Source organism: Porphyrobacter sp. TH134, assembly GCF_002855495.1.
In the GTDB taxonomy this organism is placed as follows: domain Bacteria; phylum Pseudomonadota; class Alphaproteobacteria; order Sphingomonadales; family Sphingomonadaceae; genus Erythrobacter.
Genome location: NZ_PKRO01000004.1, coordinates 106,835 through 129,447 on the forward strand (window position 1 = coordinate 106,835; position 22,613 = coordinate 129,447).

Consider the following 22,613-nt stretch of genomic DNA (forward strand, 5'->3'; position numbering starts at 1 on the left):
GCTCTGGCATCGGCCGGGGTGGTGGATCGGCGGAGTACCATCATGATACAGGCCATCGCCTTCTATTTCTTTGCGACCATCGTTGTCGCCGCCGCCGTGATGACGATCATGGCGCGCAATCCGGTGCACTCGGTGCTGTGGCTCATCATGGCGTTTTTCAACGCTGCGGGCCTGATGGTGCTGGTCGGCGCGGAGTTCATCGCCATGCTGCTGGTGATCGTTTACGTGGGCGCAGTCGCGGTGCTGTTCCTGTTCGTGGTGATGATGCTCGACATCGATTTCGCCGCGATGCGCGCGGGGCTGAGCCGCAATGCGCCGCTCGGGCTGCTGATTGCTGCGGTCCTGCTGGCCGAATTGCTGCTGGCTGTGGGCGCTTATGGTGCGGGCGGGATCCAATTGGGCACGCCTGATGGCAGCGCGGCACAGGCGGCAGGCGCCAGCAACATCGCCGCCTTGGGCGCGCTGCTTTATGGCCGCTACATCGTGCTGTTCGAGATTGCGGGGATCATCCTGCTGGTCGCCATGATCGGCGCGATCGTGCTGACCTTCCAGCCATCAAAGCCCGGTGCGCGTGCGCGGCAGGATGTGGGCAAGCAAATCCGCCGCCGCCCGGAAGATGCAACTGTCATGAAAAACCCGGAAATCGGGCAAGGGGTCGAGCTGTGATTGGGATCGAACATTACCTCACCGTCAGCGCGATCCTGTTCGTGCTGGGCGTGCTGGGGATTTTCCTCAACCGCAAGAACGTGATCGTCATCCTGATGGCGGTCGAACTGATCCTGCTTAGCGTGAACCTCAACCTCGTGGCCTTCAGCGCGTTCATGCAGGATCTGGTGGGTCAGGTTTTCGCGATGCTGGTGCTGACCGTAGCCGCGGCTGAAGCGGCGATCGGCCTTGCGATCCTGGTGATCTATTTCCGTACCCGCGGGTCTATCGCGGTTGACGATATCAACCGGATGAAGGGGTAAGACGCCCATGCATCCGATCCTTATCATCGTATTCGGGCCGCTGCTGGCTGCGCTGGTCGCCGGGCTGGGCAACCGGATGATCGGCAATGTTGCCGCCAAGTCTGTGACGACCGGCGCGTTGTTTCTTTCGGCGGGCCTGAGCTGGCCGATTTTCCTCGGCTATCTTGGCGGCACGCAGACCGCTGAGGTGGTGCAGGTCTTGAAGTGGGTCGAAAGCGGCACGCTGAGCTTCGATTGGGCGCTGCGCGTCGACACGTTGACCGCAATCATGCTGGTGGTGATCAATTCGGTCTCGGCGCTCGTCCACCTCTATTCCTGGGGGTACATGGAGGAAGACCCGGATCAGCCGCGCTTCTTTGCCTACCTGTCGCTGTTCACCTTCGCGATGCTGATGCTGGTGACGGCCGATAATCTCGTGCAGATGTTCTTCGGTTGGGAAGGCGTGGGCCTGGCCTCTTATCTGCTGATCGGTTTCTGGTTCAGGAAGCCCAGCGCTGGCGCGGCCGCGATCAAGGCCTTTGTGGTCAACCGCGTGGGCGATTTGGGCTTCATGCTCGGCATCTTCGGCACCTATCTGGTGTTCCAGACGACCTCGATCCCCGAGATTCTCGCGGCGGCCCCGGCGATGAGCGGATCGACGATCACCTTCGTCGGGATGCGTCTCTACACCATGGATATCCTGTGCATCCTGCTGTTCATCGGCGCGATGGGGAAGAGCGCGCAGCTGGGCCTGCATACGTGGCTGCCCGACGCGATGGAGGGGCCGACGCCGGTCTCCGCGCTGATCCACGCCGCGACCATGGTGACAGCGGGCGTGTTTATGCTGTGCCGTCTGTCGCCGATGTTCGAGACGGCACCGACCGCGCTGACCATCGTCACCATCGTCGGCGCTGCCACCTGCTTCTTTGCCGCCACGATCGGCACGACGCAGTGGGACATCAAGCGGGTGATCGCCTATTCGACCTGTTCGCAGCTGGGCTACATGTTCTTTGCCGCGGGCGTGGGCGCTTACGGCGCGGCGATGTTCCACCTCTTCACGCACGCCTTCTTCAAGGCCCTGCTGTTCCTCGGTGCGGGCTCGGTGATCCATGCGATGCATCACGAGCAGGACATGCGCTATTACGGCGGCCTGCGTAAGCACATTCCCTTCACCTTCTACGCCATGCTGGCGGGCACTCTGGCGATCACGGGTCTGGGGGTGTATCACCTTGGCGCTGGCTTTGCGGGCTTCTGGTCGAAGGACGCGATCCTCGAAGTCGCGTTTGCGCGCGGCAATGGCGCCGGGCAAGCCGCCTTCTGGGCTGGGGCGGGTGCGGCCCTGCTGACGAGCTTCTATTCGTGGCGCCTGATGTTCCTGACGTTCTGGGGCAAGCCGCGCTGGGAGCAGTCGGAGCATATCCAGCACGCGGTTCATGGCGATCATGGGCATGACGATCATGCCCACGCCGATCATGGGCATGATAATCACGCCCATGATCATGCCTCGCATGACGGCACGGCGGGCTATCACCCGCATGAAAGCCCGGTTTCGATGCTGATGCCATTGGGCGTCCTGACGCTCGGGGCGGTAGGGGCAGGGCAGGTGTTTGCGCCCGCCTTCCTTGATACGGCGGCGTTCTGGAACGGCTCGATCTTCTACAACGAAGCGCTGATCCACGCGATGCATGCGGTGCCGTATTGGGTGAAGTACACCGCGCTTGTGGTCATGATCCTCGGCTTTGTCGGCGCCTATGTCGCCTATATCGCCAAGCCCGACATTCCGGCAAAGTTCGTCGCGACCTTCGGCGCGCTCCATAACTTCGTCTACCGCAAGTGGTACTTCGACGAACTATATGATGCGATCTTTGTGAAGCCCGCCTTCGCGCTGGGCCGCGCCTTCTGGAAGTTTGGCGATATCGGCACGATCGACCGTTTCGGTCCCAACGGCATCGCCTGGGTGGTCGAGCGTTCGTCGGTCGCGGCCAAGCAAATCCAGTCGGGCTACGTCTACACCTACGCGTTGATCATGCTGCTCGGGCTGGTCGCCGCTGTCACCTTTGTTCTGCTTTAGGAGCGCGCTTCGTAATGGAAGGCCTTCCCATCCTGTCGTTGATGATGTGCGTGCCGCTGGCGGGCGCGGCGTTGTGCCTGTTTTCGGGCGCGGCTGCTGCCCGCTGGATCGCGCTCGGGGCGACGCTTGTCACCTTTGTGCTCGGCGTGTTGCTGTGGTCGAATTACCAGATCGGCGGCCCGCAGTGGCAGTTCACCGAACGCGCTGAACTGTTCGCAGGCTTTAGCTATGCGCTGGGGATCGACGGGATCGCGCTGATGCTGATCATGCTCAGCGTGTTCCTGATGCCGGTGTGCATTTTGGCCAGCTGGGAATCGGTGACCAAGCGCGTCGGTGAATACATGGCAGCCTTCCTGTTCATGGAAGTGCTGATGATCGGCACCTTCGCGGCGCAGGATCTGTTCCTGTTCTACGTCTTCTTCGAAGCCGGCCTCATTCCGATGTATCTGATCATCGGCGTGTGGGGCGGGGACAATCGCATTTACGCCAGCTACAAGTTCTTCCTCTATACCCTGCTGGGATCGGTGCTGATGCTGATCGCGATGTTCTGGATGGTGGCCGAAGCCGGCACCTCCGACATCCCGACGCTGATGCAATACAGTTTCCCGCCCGAGGCGCAGACGTGGCTGTGGCTCGCCTTCTTCGCGAGCTTTGCGGTGAAGGTGCCGATGTGGCCGCTGCACACCTGGCTGCCTGACGCGCACGTGCAGGCGCCCACCGCAGGGTCTGTGATCCTGGCAGGCGTGCTGCTGAAGCTCGGCGGATACGGTTTCATCCGCTTCAGCCTGCCGATGTTCCCCGAAGCGTCCGCGCAGTTCGCATGGCTGGTCTTCATGCTGTCGATGATCGCGGTGGTCTATACCTCGCTGGTCGCCCTAGTGCAGAACGACATGAAGAAGCTGATCGCCTATTCCTCCGTTGCGCACATGGCGATTGTCACGGTTGGTCTGTTCGCCTTCAACGTGCAGGGTCTCGAAGGCGCGATGATCGTGATGCTGTCGCACGGCCTTGTATCGGGCGCGCTGTTCCTGTGCGTCGGCGTCATCTACGACCGTCTGCACACCCGCGAGATCGCCCGTTACGGCGGCCTTGCCATCAACATGCCCTATTATGCGCTGTTCTTCCTGCTGTTCACGATGGCGAGCATCGGCCTGCCAGGCACCAGCGGCTTCGTCGGCGAGTTCCTGTCGCTGGCGGGGATTTACCAGACGTCGAGCCTGGTCGCGCTGATCTGCACCACCGGGATCATTCTGGGCGCGGCCTATATGCTCTACCTCTACCGCCGCGTGGCGTTTGGCGGGCAAGTCAACGAAGACGCCGCCGCGATGCGCGATATTTCCGCGCGCGAGTGGGTGATGATGGCGCCGATCGCTGCGGCCGTGCTGTGGATGGGCGTTTACCCTGAAAGCTTCCTCGCGCCGATGCGCAAGGATATCGCCACACTCGATGCGCGGCTTGTTGCTGCGGCCCCAGCGTCGGACGCGCGGCTTGCACCCGGTGCTCCCCGCGCCGCGGCGGCCAATGCGCTGCCGCATCATGAGGGGCAAGATCATGCCGGCGCCAAGGAGGGCGCGCACTGATGGAATTCGCTGCTTCTTTCGCGCTTGTGATCCCGGAATTGGTGCTGATTGCAGCCGGCCTCGTCCTGCTGCTGGTGGCAGCATGGAGCGGAGACAAGGCCGCGCGTGTCATCGCCATCATTGCGGCTTCCGCGTTGTTTGCAGCCGGGTTGCTGCTGGTGCCAGGCCTGCATTTCGGCACAGACGGTCCGGCGACGTTTGCCTTTGGCGGGCTGATCAAGGTCGATAGCTTTGCCCTGTTTGCCAAAGCGCTGATCTATCTTTCGGCCATAGCGGCGCTGATGGTCGCGCCTGCCTTCTTCAACAGCGCGGCTGCCGGGATCGAGCGCGGAATGCGTGCCGAATATCCGGTGCTGATCCTGTTCGCCGCGGTCGGCATGAGCATCATGGTCTCGGCCAATGACTTCATGAGCTTGTATCTCGGGCTCGAGTTGAACAGCCTGTCAGCTTATGTGCTGGCGGCAATCCTGCGGCGTGATAGCCGCTCGGGTGAGGCGGGGCTGAAGTATTTCGTCCTCGGCGCGCTGGCCTCGGGCATCCTGCTGTATGGGATGAGCCTGCTTTACGGCTTTACCGGCGGCACCTCCTTCGCAGCTGTCCGTGCGGGGCTGACAGGTGAGATGGGGATCGGTGCCCTGTTCGGCGTGATCTTCGTGCTCTCCGGCCTTGCGTTCAAGATCTCCGCCGTTCCGTTTCACATGTGGACGCCCGATGTTTACGAAGGCGCGCCAACGCCGGTCACCGCCTTCTTCGCCACTGCACCCAAGGTCGCTGCCGTGGCGCTGACGGCGCGCGTGGTGTTCGAGGTGTTCGGCGGACAGGTCGCCGCATGGCAGCAGATCGTGATGTTCACCGCGCTCGCTTCGATCATCTTCGGTGCGCTTGGCGCGATCGGGCAGGAAAATCTGAAGCGCCTGCTGGCCTATTCGTCGATCAACAATATCGGCTTCATCCTGCTAGGTCTGGCGGTTGCCAATCCCAGCGGTGCCAGCGCGATGCTGGTCTATCTGTTCATCTATGTCGCCATGAGCATCGGCAGCTTTGTCGCCCTCCTGATGCTGCGCGGCGAGGACGGCGCCTTGTTTGAAACCTTCGCCGATATTCGCGGGCTTTCAGTGACGCAGCCGGCGATTGCCTGGGCGCTGCTGATGTTCATGTTCAGCCTGGCGGGTATTCCGCCGCTGCTCGGCTTTTACAGCAAGTTTGTGGTGTTTCAGGCGACGATTGAGGCAGGGCTGGTCGCTTTCGGCGCCATTGCCATCGCTGCGAGCGTTATCGGGGCGTTCTACTACATCAAGTTCGTGAAGGTGATGTTCTTTGATGAACCGGCCGGCGTGGTCACCGGCAAGAGTAATACGGGGCACTGGGTGCTGCTGGGCCTTTGCGCGCTGATCGTCTCGCCGCTGGGCTACCTGCTGACCCCGTCGCTGACCGATCTGGCCGACAAGGCTGCGGCTTCGCTGTTCCTCCCGGTTTGACCAGAACGCCTGACATTGTGCTGGTTGAAGAGACCGGCTCGACCAATGCCGACCTTGCTGCTGCCATTCGCGCTGGCGAGGGCTGGCCTGAAGGCAAGTGGCTGGTGGCCCGCCGCCAGACCGCAGGGCGCGGTCGCCAGGGCCGGGCGTGGTTTGACGGGGCTGGCAACTTCATGGGGTCGGCCGTGGTTGCCATCGGGGAGGGCGGGCCGCCGCCCGCCAGCCTCAGCTTCGTGGCCGCGCTTGCCGTACGTGATGCCGTCGCTGCGGTGCTGGGAGAGGACGCAGACCTTGCGCTGAAATGGCCCAATGATGTGCTGCTGTCAGGCGGCAAGCTGTCCGGTATCCTGCTTGAAATGGCGCGCGGCCATATCATCGTCGGTATCGGCGTAAACCTTGCCAAGGCGCCCGATCTTCCGGATCGCAAGACCGCTGCTGTCGCGCAGGTCACACCCCCTCCCGCGCTTGAGGATTTTGCCGCCAGTCTGGCGGGCGCGTTTGATCGCAGGCTCGAAAGCTGGCGTACCTATGGCCTTGGCGCGACGCTCCAGGCGTTTCTGGTGCAGTCGATCCACGCACAGGGCTCCCCGCTGACCGTGCACGATACCGATGGTTCGGTGCTGTCGGGCTCCTTTGCGGGGCTTGAGGAAAGTGACGGCGCGTTACGGCTGCGCTTGGCGGATGGCAGCGAACGTGTCATTCGCGCTGGCGACATTTCGTAAGGGAAGGACTGCCAGAGATGCTGCTCGCCGCCGATGTCGGGAACACCAATGTCGTCTTCGCCCTGTTCGCCTACGGGGAGGACGGCACGCATCACATTCGTGCGCGCTGGCGCATCGCCACCGATCCGCGCCGGACGGGCGATGAATATGCGGTGTGGTTGCTCCAGCTGCTGAAGATCGAAGGGGTTGAGCGGGACCAGATCACTCAGATCATCGTTGCTTCGGTCGTGCCGCGCGCCGACCACAACCTGACCGTGCTCTGCCAGAAGTATTTCGGCATTACGCCGCTGTTCGCCGGGCAGGGCAAAGCAGCGTGGCAGTTCGAGATCGATGTCGATCAGCCCTCTTCGCTGGGAGCGGACCGGGCGCTCAACATTCTGGCGGCGCACCACAAATTTGGCGGCGATCTGATTGTGGTCGATTTCGGCACGGCGACCAAGTTTGAAGCGGTCGATTACACCGGCGCCTACAAGGGCGGATCGATTGCACCGGGGATCAATCTTTCGCTGGATGCCTTGGTCGGCAAGACCGCCAAGCTCCCGCGGATCGCCATCCGCGCGCCGTCCACCCGCAGCGTTATTGGTCGCAACACCGAGGATCAGATGCTGATCGGCGTGTTCTGGGGCTATGTTGCGATGATGGAAGGCATGGTTGCCAAGATGAAGGCCGAAATTGGTCGCCCGGCAAAGGTTGTAGCGACCGGCGGGCTCGCCATATTGTTCGATGACGCCACCGAAATTTTCGATCACGTCGATGCCGACCTCACGCTGGACGGCCTCGCAATTCTAGCGCGTCAGGCTGAAGCCGCCTGACCATTTTTCAAAGAACCGGAAAACTCTTGAAGAACGATTTTACTCCCGAAGACGAACTCCTGTTTCTTGCTCTTGGCGGATCTGGCGAGATTGGCATGAACGTCAATCTCTACGGCTGTCAGGGCAAGTGGATCATGGTTGATCTCGGCATGACCTTTTCGGGCAATGAATATCCCGGCGTGGAACTGGTGTTCGCCGATCTCGATTTCATCGAGGAACGGCGCAAGGACCTGATCGGCATCGTGCTGACCCACGCGCACGAGGATCATATCGGCGCCGTGCCCTATTTCGCGGGCGAACTGGGCGTGCCGCTCTATGCCACGCCCTTCACCGCCGATCTGGTGGCGCGCAAGCTGGAAGAAGCCGGGCTGCTCGGCAAGGTCGAGATCATCATCATCGAGGAAGATCACGGTGAGATTGAACTCGGCCCGTTCACCATCACGTACCTCCCGCTGGCGCACTCGATTGCCGAGGGCAACGCGCTGCTGATCGACACGCCGCATGGGCGCATCTTCCACACCGGGGACTGGAAGCTTGATGATGATCCGATCATCGGCGAGCCGACGACCGAGGAAGAACTGCGCGAAATCGGCGATGAGGGCGTGCTTGCACTGGTCTGCGATTCCACCAATGTCTTCAATCCCAAGCCTTCAGGCTCGGAAGGCGCGGTGCATTCGGCGCTGATGGAGGAAGTCGCGCGCCACAAGGGCAAGCGTGTCGTCGTTACCACCTTCGCCAGCAATGTCGCCCGCCTGCAAACGCTGGGTGAGGTCGCGCGCGAAACTGGTCGGCAATTGTGTGTTGCGGGCCGCTCGCTCGACCGGATTATCGAGGTGGCGCAGGATAATGGCTATCTTGAAGATTTTCCCACCCCTGTCAGTTTCGATACCGCGATGGGCCTTCCGCGCGGCGAGATTTTGATCATCGCGACCGGCGGTCAGGGCGAACCGCGCGCGGCGCTGGGCCGGATGGCGGACAACAACCACCCGATCGAACTGGTCGCAGGCGATGTGGTGCTGTTCTCCTCGCGCCAGATCCCCGGCAATGAAATCCCGATTGGCAAAATCCAGAACCAGCTTGCCGCGCGCGGCATTCAGATGGTGACCGATCGTCAGGCCTTTATCCACGTGTCAGGCCACCCCGGTCGGCCCGAACTCGAAGCGCTGTATAGCTGGCTGAAGCCCCAAATCCTTGTCCCCGTGCATGGCGAGATCCGCCACATGGCCGAGCAGGCGCGCGTCGGCAAGGCGAGCGGAATCCCTTCTCAGGTCGTGCAAAAGAATGGCGATCTGGTCCGGCTCGCTCCGGGCAAGCCCGGCAAGATTGCCGAGGTGCGTGCCGGGCGCCTGGTGCTCGATGGCGATATCATCGCGCCGGCCAATGGCGATGCGATCACGATGCGGCGGCGCATTGCGCAGGATGGCGTTCTGGTGGTGGTGCTGGCGCGCGGAGCCAAGCCGATGATCGAGGCGATCGGCCTGCCGCTTGATGAAGACCTGCCCGATTTCCTTGAAGAAGCGGCGAATGACGTTCTGGCAGCCATCAGCCGTCTCAAAGGCAAGGACGCCCGCGATCAGGCTGTTATCCGCGAAGCTGCGCGGCTTGCCGCACGCCGCGCGGCCCAGCGCTGGTCTGGCAAGAAGCCGCAGGTGCGGGTGGTCATGCCGGGGGGGGGGGCGGCAGCCTGATGCAGATCACCTCCGTCGCGGCGATCTATTTCCTGTTCTGGGTGATGAGCGCCTTCGTGATGCTCCCCTTCGGGGTGCGGACGGCCGAGGAGGCGGGTGTGGATCATGTCCCCGGCCAAGCCGAAAGCGCGCCGGTGAACTTTCAGCCGCGCAAGCTTGTTCTGCGCGCGACCATCATCGCTACAGTGCTGACCGGGCTGTTCATTGCCAATTACATGAATGGCTGGGTAACGGCGGCCGATATCGATTTTCTGCCCAAGCCGCCGTTAGCAGGCCAAACCTAGCGCAGGCGCTGGATCGCGTGGGCGAGGGCGACGTAAAGTTTGCCCATGTCCGATCCCAGCATCGTCACGCTCAGCACATGCCCATCGCGGGTTGAGAGCGTTTGCCGCAGCAGCGCTTCAAAATCGTGGATGTACCGGCTGACATTCGCCTTGAAGCTGTCGTCATTCGAATAGAGCGCGGCGATATCCCTGGCGGTGCCATTATCGATCAGGCGGACAGCCCGGCGTGTAAAGATGCCGCGGTCACCTTTCAGATAGGCGTCCCATGCGGTGTCGGCGATTTCGGTCGACAATGCGCCTGAGATATCGATGGCGGCCGAATTGAGGCTGTCCGTGATCAACGCCATGCGCCGGGTGAAATCATTATTCACCTGCTCCTCGGCCAGTTCGCGCGCCCGGTTGACGCGTTGTTCGAGATTGCCGGTGAGCTCGTTGACCTTCACCAATTGATCGCGCAGCTGAATCGCAGCCTCGCGCCCGACGCCTGAAGCATGCGCGGCCGACTGTTCGAGCTTGCCGAGGGTCGTCGCGCTTTCGTTGCGCAATGCCCGTTCGAGCACTTCGACTGCCTCGCTGCCGATACTGTTTGCCAGCGCCAGCATCTTTTCGCGCGCGCCGTGTTCAAGGGTGGAAAAGGCCTGCGTGATCGCGGCCTCCAGCCGGCCGAGCGATTGGCGCAAAGCCTCCTGCGTTTCGCTGGCGAGCGCGCCGCTTTCCTCTGCAAGCCGGGCAAAGCCGCCTCGCAGGCCTTGCAACCGCGCCAGCGCATCGTCTGCCCCTTCGGCCAGATTGCTGCGCAGCCCAGCAATTGCGCTGTCAGCCGCGTCAATTTCAGCGCGGGTGCCCTGCAAATAGGCCGACAAATCGGTGCCGGCGTTGGCGCTGCTCAGCATCAGCGTTTCAACCCGTGCCGCCCGCGTCTCGACATTTTCAAGCGCGGCGTTGGCGCTCTGAATGGCACCCGTCAGATCGCCCTTGCAGGTGCGTTCCCCGGACTGAAGGATCTCCAGCAACCGCACGCTGCTGTCTGTCAGCTCATTCAATTGCGCCGCTGTTGCAGCAAGGGCAGCGCGCTTGTCGGCGAGTTGCTGCGCGAGGGCCCCGATGCCGGTGCCCAGACTGGTGCGGGCCGTCTCGCCCAACTCGCTTGCCTCGCCAATGATCCGTGCCAGCTCTGCGGTTCGCCCGGCGAGGGCATCACCTTGCGCCACCAGCTTTTCCGCATCGGCGATTTGCGCGTCGCGGCGCTGGGACAGGGCATCATCCAGCGCTGCAAGCCGCTGGGCCAGCACTTCGCTCGCCTGCGTCTCGTGGGTGTCAAATGCCGCCTGCCGCTGCTCCATCGCTTCGGCCAGAGCCAGATTGCGGTCGGCAAGCTGAGCGCTGAGGTCTCCGATTTGCGCGCGCAGTTGTGCGATACGATCAGCCGCAGCCTCGCTCGTCTGGCGCTCAATCGCTTCCACTTCGGCCAGCTTTTGCGCCATTTGCGCATGCAGATCGGCCATGGCTTTTTCAAGCTGCTGCTGCGCGGTCTGGGCGGCAGCCTGCATGGCAGAGGCAAGCGCATCGGTTGTGGCTGAGGTCTGATGCGCCCGTTCGCGCAGCGCTGCCAAAGCCTCCGTTTCAAGATCGCTCACACGGGCGCGGTAAGCATCAGCCTCGGTACGGAGCGACGCAAACCGGTCGCCGATCAACGCCTCGATCCGGGCCAATTGATTTTCAACGCCGGTCAGGGTTTCAGCAACGGCGGTTCCCACCTGATCGACCTGCACTTCGCTGGCCTTGCCCGCTGCGGTAAGGCGATCAAAGCCGCCCGCCAGCTGCCCCAATTGGTCTGCGGCCACCCGTCCGGCGCTGCCGATCTGATTGGCGACGTCGCGCGCGGCATTGGCGATGACGGGCAGGTCATCGCGTAGCTGGTTCATGTTGCCGAGCGCGGTCTCGCTGGCGCTGCCGATGGCTTCGACCTGCGCGCCATTGCTGGCGATCAGCGTCTGCAATTCGCCCGCATGGACCGACAACCGTTCAGCTGCGATCCTGCCCAGCGCATCGAGATCGCGCGACTGTGCTGCCAGGAACTCACGGGCGAGGCTAAGCTCGCGGTTGACCACCTTGAGCCGTTCTTCCAGGGCAGCGCTCTCGCGGTTCATCAGAGCAGCCGTGGCGGCAAAGCGGTGCGCCTCGGCGCGCGAGGAGCGCATGGCGAGAAGCCATGCAATTCCGACCAGCGTCACAGGAACCGACCACTGCGTGGCCCAGTTTGCCCATTGCGCAGGCGCGGCACCGGCCTGCATGGCGGTGAGGTGCGCCCAGCCATAAAATGCGGTCCACCCGGCAATCGCCAGCCCTGCCAATGTCGGCGCAAGCCAGGGCGCAGATGCTGACGGCACAGAATCTTGCGCCGCGTCTTCAAGCCAGGGTTCACCAAGATCAAGAGGTTCGCTCAACGCTGGCACGTCCGGCAAAGCCGGCGCGTCCGCTTCGTCATGGCCGCTTGTGCGCCCGACGGCGCTCATCTTGTTTTGTCCCGTCATGACACAAGGCATACCACACCCCGGGCCGTGATAAACCCTGCTTTAACCTAATCCGGTCTATCCCCCGGTCATGGCATTCAGTTACGGAGCCCTTGATGCGACCCTCGCGGCAGCGGCCGGCAATGATGCCGCCTTGCTGCGCGAGCTGCGCACAGCCTTTCTCGACAGCGCCGCGCGTCAGCTTGATCTGCTGAAACGGGCCCGCTGCGATGGAAACTGGCATGTCGCAGCGATGCGCCTCAAGGGGCTGGCGGCAAGTTTTCATGCGGATGACCTGCTTCAGGCGGCGGAAATCGCGCTCCACGCCGCGCCCGGTGAACCGATGGCGATCCGTGAGGTTGAAGCGGTGCTGGCCCGGTTCCAGCGCGCGCAAAGCCGCGATCCCCAGCGCTAAGCGCGGGCGCCTGACGCAAGGCGGGGGCAAAGCTGCTCTGCCTGCTTGAACGTGCTCCCACAAACCGCCACCTTTGCGACCACTGCACCAGGCAGATGGTCGAAAGGGGTTAAACAATGCGCATCGGCCTGATAGCCGCGCTGAAGCGCAGCGACGAGGGCGCACGGCGGGCAAACCTGCTGCTGGCGGGGCGCAGTGTCATCGGATGGCAAGCAGCCTTGTTGCAGGAACTTGGGGCCGAGCGGGTGCTGTGCCTGACCGACAGAACGCCGGCATCGGGCGAGATTCTGGCATTGCAGCATGCGCTTGAAGCCGGCGGTTGCGATTTTCACGCGCTCACCGGGTTTGCCGCGCTTGCCGCTTTGGTGCGCGCCGAAGACGATCTGGTGATTATCCAGGATGGGTTGGTGCCCGGCACGGATATGGCCAAATCGTTGTTCAATGCAGGGCCCGCGCTGCGCCGGGGTGTGGCGACGCTGGCTGCGGATCATCCGCTGGCCGCCGCGTACCCGGATGATTTCGAGCGGATCGACGCAGCAAGGCATTGGGCCGGCGTCTTGGTGATGCGCGGCGCCGCCGTACAGCAGATCGCTGACTTTCCAGCGGATTGCGATGCGATTTCGCTCCTGCTGCGGCTCGCCCTGCAGGCTGGGACACCGTGCCGCGATCTTGGAGCGCGCGAACTGGTGACAGAACAATGGCTGTTGGCCAGCGATCTGCAGACTGTTGATCATTATCAGGCAGGATTGATGGCGCGCCTTGCCCCGCCTGCCGATGGGTGTGCGCCGTTCCATGCGCTTGCCGGGATGCTGGCGCGCGATCTTGTGACGCGCGGTCTGGAGCAAGGTGGCAAGGTGGCCGCTGGCGCCGGGCTGATCGTGCTGCTGGCGGCTATCACAGTCGCTGTGTTCGGCTTTCCGGCCATCGGGCTTGGGCTCGCGGCACTTGGCGCTTTTGGCGCTCAGGTCTCGCTGGCGCGGCTTGCGCTTGTCAGCCGCCTGCAAAATCGCCTGTCACCGGCACCTTCAGCAAAGCGGCTTGGTGGCGTCACTGACGGGTTGGTTGGTGTGACGTTATGGTGTTCATTGACCCCAGACCTGACCGGGCAGCCGCTTGCGGTGCTGGGCCTGCTGACCATCGGCCTTGCGCGGCTTGCAGCCCGGATGCGGCCTGCGCCTGTCGGCATCATTGCGTCAGACCGCGTCACCATTGCGCTCGTATGCTGCGGCGCGGCCAGTTTGGGCGTACTGCTCGAAGTGACGGCCTGTCTCGCCTTGGGGCTATTGACAGCTTTGCTACTGCGCACTTCCCCGGAATAATCTAACCCGGCCTTAACTATACGAATGTTATGGCCGCAGGAGCATGGGCGAAGAGACGATTGACCTTGCCGCCGACAACGCTGTCGAGGCGATTGTGCGGGACGAGCTCGCGCGGGAAACCCGCGCGCTGAAGGCGGTTGTCCCAGTCTTGCGCCACCTGCTTGCCAGTGATGCCCATGCCTTGGTCAGCGACGCCATCTTGGCGCGGGTGAGAGGCATGATTACCGATCTTGCCGGGCAATTGCTGGCCGCCGAGGCTGGATATGACCCTGCCATCCGCAGCGGCGCCGTCAATCCTGCTGCCGTTGATCAACTGGCCCAGACACTGATGGCGCAAGAGGCGTTGCTGCGCTTTTGCCACGCTTTGGCGGCGGAATATCTCATTGCCGAGCGATTGCAGCAGCGCCATGCCATCGATCCGGTGCTCAGCCCCTTGTTACAGGAACTGATTGCCTCCGACGATCCGGGCATTGCTGGCCTTGCGATGAGCACGCTCGCCGCGCAGTCCCGTTTTATCCAGAGCCAGCGGCGAATGGAGCTGGCGCTAGGCGAGCTTCCGGCCGAGCTTTTTCACGGCCTCGCCGCACGGGTTGACAACAGCGCGGGTCTGGCCCGCTTGCAGGCCGATTATGACGAGGCGAGGGGGCGGTTGGGCTTGCTCGCCCGTCTGGTTGCTTCCATGCGGCGCGGCATGGTTGCCGCCCTGGGCCTCGATCATGCCGGGCTCGCTCTGTTTGCCAGCGCGCTTGATGCGAGCACGCGCTGCGGGCGGGATGATGCCGTGCTGGCCTGTCATGAAGGCCAGAGCATGCGCCTCGCCTTGCTGCTGCGCGTCAGCGGCCTGAGCGATCCTGCCATCGGGCGTCAGCTGGTGCTGGTCGATCCAGCCGGCCAGCTGCCACTTGCGCATGGTCAGCTTGCCGCAGACCGTGCCGCTGCGCTGCTTGCCTCGCACGATAGCTTGCAATGAATACGATGGACCGCACCGACAGCCTGCTCGGTACCTATGTGCTGACCGACGCGCGGGACCGGCTGCTCAGTGCCGATGCGCCGTTGGCCGAGTTGCAGGAACGCTGCGGCGGTGATCTGCCCGGAACGCTGGCGATCCCTGAACTGTTGGCGCTGGTGCAACAGGCCCGGCGCATGGGTCTCAAGATCGCGCGCAGCTTCAGCGCCTTTGACGGAGAGGCCGAAGTTACCGGCTTTGCCCGCATCCATCCGTTGGGCGAGCATGACGGCGGCGGCTGCGAGGTGTTGGTCGAAAACTGGCAGCGAAGCCCGCTTGTCCAGCCCAGCACGCGCGAATTTGCTGCCCGGCTCGACGCGATCGACCGGGCCACCGCCGAAGTCAGCGCGCGGCTTGATGCCCGCCAGCAACTCCAGGTGCTCAGCACCAGCGCGCCCGATGCTGCAGCGCTTCAGGTTGCCGCTCTGGCCGCGCATGGGACAGTGTGGAGCGCCTTGGTCGAATTGACCGGCATAACCCACCACCAGCCGCTGCACTGGCGCTTGCTGGACGGGGCTGCCTGCCGGTTTGCCGGATCGCAGCGGCATTGGCGCGTGCGGCTGATCCCGCTGGGGCCAGATGAACAAAACCCCTCGGGCTTCGAACTGCTGTTGATCGCCGATGAGCCGATGGCGGAAGAGACCCCGCCCGATCACGCTGAACCGGCTGCTGCCGAGGCCTCACCTGCGCGGCTTGTCGGCATGTCGCTCACGCCAGTACTCCGCAAGCCGGTTGCGCGGATTATTGCCAATGCCGAGACGATCCATGCCCGTCTCGCTGGCCCCTTGCGCGAAGAATACAGCGAATATGCCGGAACCATCGCCAGCGCAGGTCAGCATCTGGCCGCGATGCTGGACGATCTGGCTGACCTCGAAGTGGTCGAGACGCCGGGCTTTGCAACCGCGCGCGAACCCGTCGATCTGGCTGACGCTGCCGCGCGGGCGGCGGGCATTCTCGGAGTGCGAGCACAAAATCGTGACACCGTGCTGCGGCTCGAGGGCGTTCGCGGGGCGGCGGTGGCCAATGCCGAATTCCGCCGCGTCTTGCAGATCCTTATCAACCTGATCGGTAATGCCATCGCCTATTCCCCTGCGGCCAGCACGGTGACCATTGCGGCGCATGGGGCAACCGCGGGGCGGGTGGCCGTTACGGTCGCTGATGAGGGGCCGGGCATAACGCCTGAGCAACGCACCCGCATTTTCGACAAGGGCGAGCGTCTGGGCCGCGATAGTGATGGCGGGCGAGACAGCGGTTCGGGCCTTGGCCTCTATATCTCGCGCCGTCTGGCCGAAGCCATGGACGGGAGTCTGACGGTCGAAAGCGCCCCGGGCGGCGGGGCCCTGTTCCGGCTTGAATTGCCGGCCGGCTGAGGCACCTGGGTACCCTACTGCAACTGCAAAAAACGCGTCATTTGCTGCTGCGGTACCGAACTAGTCCAATAATCGCTGCGCCTGCAGCTGACAGGGCAAGACCGCGCAGCACCCAGTCGCCTTGCCCCAGCATGAAACTATCCGCAGGCCAGCCGAGCAATCCGGCGCCCTGCAGGGCCCAGATGATGCCCAGCGCAATCAGGAACAGGCCTGCTGCGCGGAGCATCATCATGGGAATGGCTGCCGCTTAACGCTTGCCCAGCGGCACGTAATCGCGCTGTGTCGGGCCGGTGTAGAGCTGGCGCGGGCGACCGATCTTCTGGCCGGGATCGCTGATCATCTCGTTCCACTGTGCCACCCAGCCCACGGTGCGGGCCAGCGCGAACAGCGCGGTGAACATGGTGGTCGGGAAGCCGATCGCCGACAGGATGATGCCCGAATAAAAATCGACGTTCGGGAACAGCTTCTTCTCTATGAAGTACGGATCGTTGAGCGCGATTTCTTCAAGCTGCAAGGCGGTCTCGAACAGCGGATCGGTCACCTTCAGGGCCTCGAACACTTCGCGCACGGTCTTCTGCATCACCGTGGCGCGCGGATCGTAGTTCTTGTAGACCCGGTGACCGAAGCCCATCAGGCGGAACGGATCGTTCTTGTCCTTGGCGCGCTCGATGTAATGCGGGATCTTGTCCGGGGTGCCGATCTCACGGAGCATGTTGAGCGCCGCTTCGTTCGCACCGCCATGCGCCGGGCCCCACAAGCAGGCAATGCCAGCCGCGATGCAGGCAAACGGGTTCGCGCCCGAAGAGCCGGCAAGCCGTACAGTCGAGGTCGACGCGTTCTGTTCGTGATCGGCATGCAGGATGAAGATCCGGTCCAGCGCGCGTTCGACCACCGGGTTCACCACATAGGGCTCAGCCGGCACGCCGAAGGTCATGCGCAGGAAATTGCCGGTGTAGCTCAGCGAGTTATCAGGATAGATAAAGGGCTGACCGACCGAGTACTTGTAGGCCATAGCCGCGATCGTCGGCATCTTGGCAATCAGGCGGTGCGAGGCGATCATCCGCTGCTGCGGATCGGCAATATCGGTGCTGTCGTGATAAAATGCCGAGAGCGCGCCGACCACGCCGCACATCACCGCCATCGGGTGAGCATCGCGGCGGAACCCGCGATAGAAGGTCATCAGCTGCTCGTGCAGCATCGTGTGGCGGGTGATGGTGTAGCTGAAATCGTCCAGTTCTGCCTTGCTCGGCAGTTCGCCGTTGAGCAACAGGTAGCTGACTTCCATGAAGCTGGAATCTTCCGCCAGCTGTCCGATCGGATAGCCGCGGTGCAACAATACGCCCTCATCGCCATCGATATAGGTCAGTGCGCTTTCGCACGATGCGGTCGACGTGAAGCCGGGGTCGAAAGTGAAGGCACCCGTCTGGGCATAGAGCTTGCGGATGTCGATAACATCCGGGCCGGTGCTGCCCTCCAGCACGGAATAGTCGAAGGATTTACCCCCGAGTTCGAGTTTCGCCAGCTTGTCTGCCACGATGATTCTCCTGTCCAAGTTTTCTGCCCCCGCAGCGGCGCGGCTATGCAGCCTGTGCGTCGAGCCGAGCGAGAGCTTCGTCCCGGCCCAGAAGGACCAGAACGTCAAAGATACCGGGTGAGGTGGTCGTCCCGGTGAGCGCCGCGCGCATCGGCTGCGCCAGCTTGCCAAGTCCCAATCCCAGCTCCTCGGCGAGCGATTTCGTAGTGGCTTCGAGCGCCTCGCTTGTCCAGTCGTTTTCCGCCTGAAGCGCCCCGTGGATCTTGCGTAGAATCGAACGCGCGTCGCCTTCGAGCAGGCTTGCGGCTTTCTCGGTCATTTCCAGCGGATGCTTTGCGAACAAGAAGCCAGCACCGTCAGCCACTTCATCGAGGTTCTTGGCACGCACTTTGAGCACCGGCATGGCGCGGGTCAGCAGGTCCACGTCAGCTGCCTCGCCGATGCGCGCCGCCACCAACGCGGCCAGGCGCGCATCATCGGCCTCGCGCAGATAATGGCCGTTGAGGTTCTCGAGCTTCTTCATATCGAACCGCGACGGGCTCTTGCCGACGCCTGCCAGATCGAACAGCTGGGTCGCTTCTTCGCGGGTGATCTCCTCGCGGTCGCCGTGACCCCAGCCCAGCCGCAGCAGATAGTTGAACAGCGCTTCGGGCAGGATCCCGAATTCGTCGCGATAAGCCTCAACCCCGAGCGCGCCGTGGCGCTTGGACAGCTTGGCACCGTCGCTGCCGTGAATCAGCGGGATATGGGCGTAGACGGGATCGGGCCAGCCGCCCTCGATTTCGTTCATCGCCCGGATAATCGGCAGCTGGCGGAAAGCATTGTTGAGGTGATCGTCGCCGCGGATCACATGGGTCACGCCCATGTCGTGATCGTCCACCACCACCGCGAGCATATAGGTCGGCGTGCCATCGGCGCGCAGAATGATGTAATCGTCGATTTCCTCATTCTTCACCGTGACCGCGCCCTGCACCTGATCGTGAATGGTCACTTCGCCCTCGGTGGGGGTCTTGAGGCGGATGGTGAAGGGCGCGCCTTCGGGGGCCTCGGCAGGATCGCGGTCGCGCCAGCGCCCGTCATAGCGCAGCGGCTTTTTGTTGGCCCGCTGTTCGGCGCGCATCGCTTCGAGTTCTTCGGCCGTGGCAAAGCACTTGTAGGCGTGGCCAGCGTTCAGCAGCTGCCAGGCGACCTCGGCATGGCGCTCGGCCCGGTCGGATTGGAACACCGGGGGGGCATCGTAATCCAGACCCAGCCAGGCGAGTCCTTCGATGATTGCATCGATCGCATCCTGGGTAGAACGCTTGGCGTCGGTATCCTCGATCCTGAGCAGTGTCCGGCCGCCATGGTGGCGGGCATAAAGCCAGTTGAACAGCGCCGTGCGGGCGCCGCCGATATGCAAGTAACCCGTGGGCGACGGGGCGAAGCGGGTGACGACTTCGCGGGCCTTGCTTGCGGCGGGGCTGCTGCTTTCGCTTGCCATATGCTTTGAATTCCTGTTCACTTTGAGCGGCTTGGCGATGGCCTGAGGTGGGGCCTGACATGAGACGGGCCGATCGGGGGATGAGCCGATGCGCAACGTGCCGATCATTCCGATGGGCGAGGACCCGGACGGGCGCGGTGCCGCCGGACAACCGACGCCGCGCCCTTGGCAAACACCGCGCCCCTTGTCCAGCACCGCGGGCCGGAACGGGCGTTGGATCGGCACAGCCGACCGTTTTCTGGCCGAGGCCGGGTTTGACCGTGCGCCCTGGTTGGCGGTGATCTTTGCGCTCGGGATCGTGGTCTGGTTTATCCTGCCCAGCAAAGGGATGTGGTTGGCTGCCATCAGTGCCAGTATGCTGGCTGCGCTTGGCGCAATGGCGGCCTGGCCGACCGGCAGCCCTGCGGACGAAAACCGTGCCAGCCTGCGCCTCGCCGTGGTTACCTGCGCATTGGTCTTTGCGCTGGGCATCGCGGTGATCTGGGCCCGGTCCAGCATTGTTGGTGCAGAGCCCATCGCGCGCCCTGTCGTCATGTTGCTGCATGGCAAGGTGATCGCGCGTCAGGACCAACCCGCAGAAGGGCGGCTGCGGTTGACGCTGGCCGTCCGCGAGCCCGCAACGGGCGCGGCGCGCAAGATCCGGGTCAATGTGCCACTGGATGCGCTCGGGCCAGCCGGGCCGCCGCCGGGCCTTGCCGAAGGCGCTGTGGTACGACTGCGGGCGAGGCTGATGCCCCCGGCCAGTCCGATGCTTCCGGGCAGCTACGATTTTGCGCGGGCCGCATGGTTTCAGGGCCTGTCGGCAACCGGGACCATGGTCGGCCCGTTGGTGGTGATCAACCCGGCCATCGCCGACCAGGGGATCGCAGGCTTGCAACGGTCGCTGGCAGAGCATGTCCGCGCGCGGGTGGATGGTTCGCCCGGCGCCATCGCTGCCGCATTTGCCAGCGGCGACCGCGGCGGGATCGCCGAGGCGGACGAGGCGGCGATGCGCGATTCGGGGCTGACGCACCTGCTATCGATCAGCGGGTTGCATGTGAGCGCGGTGATCGCGGCGGCCTATGTCGCTGCGCTGCGATTGCTGGCGCTGTGGCCAGCTTTGGCGCTTCGGGTGCGGCTGCCGGTGGCGGCGGCCGGGATCGGCGCGCTGGCCGGGATCGGTTACACCTTGCTCACCGGCGCCGAAGTGCCCACCGTGCGCAGCTGCGTCGCCGCTTTGCTGGTGCTGGGCGCGCTCGCGCTGGGGCGCGATGCGCTATCGATGCGGATGGTGGCTGTGGCGGCAGGGTTTGTGCTGCTGCTCTGGCCGGAAAGCGCCATCGGGCCGAGCTTCCAGATGAGTTTTGCCGCAGTGCTGGCGATCATCGCTGTGTCCAGCAGCGCGCCGGTGCGCGCCTTTCTTGCCCCGCGCGAAGAGCCGTGGTGGAGGCGGACCGGGCGTCAGGTGGTGATGCTGTTTGTCACTGGCGTGGTGATCGAACTGGCGTTGATGCCAATCGTTCTGTTCCATTTTCACCGGGCGGGCATGTACGGTGCACTCGCCAATGTGGTAGCGATCCCGTTGGTAACATTTGTCTCCATGCCGCTCATCGCGCTCGGTTTACTGCTCGACCTTGTGGGCCTCGGCAGTCCTGCATGGTGGCTGACAGAGCGCTCGCTCGCATTGCTGCTGGCGATTGCCCACATCACGGCCGCACAGGCAGGCGCGGTCACATTGATGCCGCAGATCAGCGGGCTTGCGGTCGCGCTATTTGCGGCAGGCGGCCTGTGGCTGGCGCTCTGGCACGGACGGGTGCGGCTTGCGGGATTGGCGCCGGTGATGCTGGCAAGCCTGCTGGTCGTGCTGACCCCGGTTCCCGATCTTCTGGTCGCAGGTGACGGTCAGCAGGTGGGCATCACCGTGCCCGGCCCTGATGGAAGGCCGCGCCTTGTCTCCCTGCGTGATAGCCGTTCATCCTACACCCGGGACAATCTGATGGAGCTTGCCGGCGTTGCGGCCGAGCCGGTGCCGATTGCCGATTGGGAGGGCGCAAACTGCTCCTCGGCATTTTGCACCCTGGTGCTGAACCGGGGTGGACGTGACTGGGTGGTGCTGCTCGGGCGAGGGCGGGCCCAGGTCGAGGAGCGCGCTCTTGCTGCCGCCTGCGCTGAAGCCGATGTCATTGTGTCCGAGAGGTTCCTACCGCGATCCTGCCGCCCCCGCTGGCTTAAGGCTGACCGGCGCTATCTGGCTCAAAGAGGAGGGCTGGCGATTGATCTGGCCGCTGGCCGGATCACCACTGTTGCTCAAAGCCAAGGCACGCATGGATGGTGGCGTCCCGCGCCCGATCAGCCCCGCCCGGCCGCGCCGCAACCACCGTCCTAGCCGCATCAGGCAGAGGTCAAACCCGAGGCAGAACCGATCTGGCAGGGGGGCTAAAGCGATCAAGGCCGCCCCAAGGATCCGCCTGGAGCGGCCTGATGTTCGATCTAACTATTGTAATATCCTGAAAACAAGCCGGGCCTGCGGTTTTGTACGCGAAGGTCAGCTCACCACCTCAATGATAGCGGCGCAGCAGCCCGGCCAGCTTGCCCTGAACTTCGACTTCATCGGACCGGTAGAATTGCGGATCATAGGCCGCATTGGCCGGATCCAGCCGCACCTGACCGCCTTCCTTGCGCAGGTATTTGAGCGTTGCTTCCTCGCCGCGCACCAGCGCCACCACGATCTCGCCATCGCGGGCGGTGTTGGTGCGCCGCACCAGCGCAAAATCGCCATCGAAGATCCCGGCTTCAATCATCGAATCGCCTGATACTTCAAGCGCATAATGCTCCCCGGGCCCAAGCAGGGCCGCAGGCACCGGAAGGGTCGAATGGCCTTCGAAAGCCTCAATCGGCGCGCCGGCCGCAATCCGCCCGTGCAGAGGCAGTTCGATCACGTCATTCGCTGCAACGCTCTCCGCGACGCGCGGCGCAGGGGGGACCATCGGTACCACATTATCGCCCGCCGGCACGGCGGCGCGGGCCGGGGTCGTGTCACCGGGTTCGCGGATCACTTCGAGCGCGCGCGCGCGGTTGGGCAGGCGGCGCAGGAAACCGCGTTCTTCCAGCGCGGAAATCAGCCGGTGCACGCCCGACTTGCTTTTCAAATCGAGCGCTTCTTTCATTTCCTCGAAACTTGGCGAGATCCCGGTTTCCTCCAGCCGCTGCTGGATGAAACGGATCAACTCGTGCTGTTTGGCTGTCAGCATGGATCAAAACTCCCTTGGTCGCATTCACGCCCCGCCAATCGGCCCGGCGCCAGTCCCAGATGTGCTCCAAGAGGCACCGGCCCGGATGAGCCTGTGGTGCTTTGCGTGCACGCCCGTTCCGCCTTGGCATGGTTGATGCCATTAAGGTGAACGAACAAGGAACA

General features: G+C 63.6%; 19 protein-coding genes. 14 read left to right on the top strand and 5 right to left on the bottom strand.

Going from position 1 to position 22,613, the window contains the following annotated elements; genetic code table 11:
* The first annotated feature begins 42 nt into the window (after window positions 1-42).
* The 9 genes from C0V72_RS03325 to C0V72_RS03365 are packed head-to-tail and all read left to right on the top strand — an operon-like array spanning window position 43 to window position 9,582.
* Window positions 43-666: an NADH-quinone oxidoreductase subunit J gene (locus tag C0V72_RS03325; RefSeq protein WP_101791844.1), complete on the top strand. Its 624-nt coding sequence runs from the start codon at window positions 43-45 to the stop codon at window positions 664-666.
* A complete protein-coding gene (gene nuoK, locus C0V72_RS03330; protein ID WP_101791794.1) occupies window positions 663-968 on the top strand; it encodes an NADH-quinone oxidoreductase subunit NuoK in 306 nt (101 codons plus the stop codon). The genes C0V72_RS03325 and nuoK overlap by 4 nt, the downstream gene beginning before the upstream one ends.
* Window positions 969-975: 7 nt before the next feature.
* Window positions 976-3,018 (top strand): NADH-quinone oxidoreductase subunit L, encoded by a 2,043-nt coding sequence (nuoL, locus tag C0V72_RS03335; RefSeq protein WP_101791795.1) that lies wholly within the window; start codon window positions 976-978, stop codon window positions 3,016-3,018.
* Window positions 3,019-3,032: 14 nt separating this feature from the next.
* Window positions 3,033-4,598 carry an NADH-quinone oxidoreductase subunit M gene (locus tag C0V72_RS03340; protein ID WP_101791796.1) on the top strand — a complete coding sequence of 522 codons (1,566 nt, stop codon included), beginning with the start codon at window positions 3,033-3,035 and terminating at the stop codon, window positions 4,596-4,598.
* Complete coding sequence (gene nuoN / locus C0V72_RS03345; RefSeq protein WP_101791797.1) at window positions 4,598-6,076, top strand: NADH-quinone oxidoreductase subunit NuoN; 1,479 nt, start codon at window positions 4,598-4,600, stop codon at window positions 6,074-6,076. Before C0V72_RS03340 ends, nuoN begins: the two co-directional genes overlap by 1 nt.
* Window positions 6,073-6,798, top strand: coding sequence for a biotin--[acetyl-CoA-carboxylase] ligase (locus C0V72_RS03350; protein ID WP_233999754.1), 726 nt, complete (start codon window positions 6,073-6,075; stop codon window positions 6,796-6,798). Before nuoN ends, C0V72_RS03350 begins: the two co-directional genes overlap by 4 nt.
* Before the next feature lie 17 nt (window positions 6,799-6,815).
* The gene (locus C0V72_RS03355; RefSeq protein WP_101791798.1) at window positions 6,816-7,610 is read left to right on the top strand and encodes a type III pantothenate kinase; all 795 of its coding nucleotides are present in this window, start codon (window positions 6,816-6,818) and stop codon (window positions 7,608-7,610) included.
* A gap of 26 nt (window positions 7,611-7,636) precedes the next feature.
* Window positions 7,637-9,298: a ribonuclease J gene (locus C0V72_RS03360; RefSeq protein WP_172438893.1), complete on the top strand. Its 1,662-nt coding sequence runs from the start codon at window positions 7,637-7,639 to the stop codon at window positions 9,296-9,298.
* Window positions 9,298-9,582 carry a DUF1467 family protein gene (locus C0V72_RS03365; RefSeq protein ID WP_101791799.1) on the top strand — a complete coding sequence of 95 codons (285 nt, stop codon included), beginning with the start codon at window positions 9,298-9,300 and terminating at the stop codon, window positions 9,580-9,582. Before C0V72_RS03360 ends, C0V72_RS03365 begins: the two co-directional genes overlap by 1 nt.
* Here C0V72_RS03365 and C0V72_RS03370 read toward each other — a convergent pair.
* The gene (locus C0V72_RS03370) at window positions 9,579-12,038 is read right to left on the bottom strand and encodes an ATPase (RefSeq protein ID WP_233999760.1); all 2,460 of its coding nucleotides are present in this window, start codon (window positions 12,036-12,038) and stop codon (window positions 9,579-9,581) included. The two genes, C0V72_RS03365 and C0V72_RS03370, sit on opposite strands and share 4 nt — an antisense overlap.
* A gap of 148 nt (window positions 12,039-12,186) precedes the next feature.
* On the opposite strand from C0V72_RS03370, the gene C0V72_RS03375 reads away from it, so the two are divergent.
* The 4 genes from C0V72_RS03375 to C0V72_RS03390 all read left to right on the top strand — a co-directional run bounded on the left by C0V72_RS03375 (window position 12,187) and on the right by C0V72_RS03390 (window position 16,205).
* Window positions 12,187-12,510: an Hpt domain-containing protein gene (locus C0V72_RS03375; RefSeq protein ID WP_101791801.1), complete on the top strand. Its 324-nt coding sequence runs from the start codon at window positions 12,187-12,189 to the stop codon at window positions 12,508-12,510.
* A 116-nt stretch (window positions 12,511-12,626) separates the two neighbouring features.
* On the top strand, window positions 12,627-13,829 hold the full coding sequence (locus C0V72_RS03380; protein ID WP_101791802.1) for a hypothetical protein: 1,203 nt from the start codon (window positions 12,627-12,629) through the stop codon (window positions 13,827-13,829).
* 43 nt (window positions 13,830-13,872) lie between these two features.
* Complete coding sequence (locus C0V72_RS03385) at window positions 13,873-14,799, top strand: hypothetical protein (protein WP_101791803.1); 927 nt, start codon at window positions 13,873-13,875, stop codon at window positions 14,797-14,799.
* Between the two features lie 5 nt (window positions 14,800-14,804).
* Window positions 14,805-16,205: a sensor histidine kinase gene (locus C0V72_RS03390; protein WP_101791847.1), complete on the top strand. Its 1,401-nt coding sequence runs from the start codon at window positions 14,805-14,807 to the stop codon at window positions 16,203-16,205.
* Window positions 16,206-16,242: 37 nt separating this feature from the next.
* Here C0V72_RS03390 and C0V72_RS03395 read toward each other — a convergent pair whose 3' ends face one another.
* Genes C0V72_RS03395 through gltX form a run of 3 tightly spaced genes read right to left on the bottom strand, consistent with a single transcriptional unit; the run spans window position 16,243 to window position 19,219 of the window.
* Window positions 16,243-16,437: a hypothetical protein gene (locus C0V72_RS03395; protein ID WP_101791804.1), complete on the bottom strand. Its 195-nt coding sequence runs from the start codon at window positions 16,435-16,437 to the stop codon at window positions 16,243-16,245.
* Window positions 16,438-16,452: 15 nt separating this feature from the next.
* Entirely contained in the window at window positions 16,453-17,739 is a 1,287-nt protein-coding gene (locus C0V72_RS03400) for a citrate synthase (RefSeq protein ID WP_101791805.1), read from the bottom strand.
* Window positions 17,740-17,782: 43 nt separating this feature from the next.
* Entirely contained in the window at window positions 17,783-19,219 is a 1,437-nt protein-coding gene (gene gltX, locus C0V72_RS03405; RefSeq protein WP_101791806.1) for a glutamate--tRNA ligase, read from the bottom strand.
* Window positions 19,220-19,307: 88 nt separating this feature from the next.
* Between gltX and C0V72_RS03410 the strand changes: the two genes are divergently transcribed.
* Window positions 19,308-21,584 carry a ComEC/Rec2 family competence protein gene (locus C0V72_RS03410; protein ID WP_233999755.1) on the top strand — a complete coding sequence of 759 codons (2,277 nt, stop codon included), beginning with the start codon at window positions 19,308-19,310 and terminating at the stop codon, window positions 21,582-21,584.
* A gap of 172 nt (window positions 21,585-21,756) precedes the next feature.
* On the opposite strand, the gene lexA is transcribed toward C0V72_RS03410, so the two are convergent.
* A complete protein-coding gene (lexA, locus tag C0V72_RS03415; protein WP_101791807.1) occupies window positions 21,757-22,449 on the bottom strand; it encodes a transcriptional repressor LexA in 693 nt (230 codons plus the stop codon).
* Window positions 22,450-22,613: the final 164 nt, after the last annotated feature.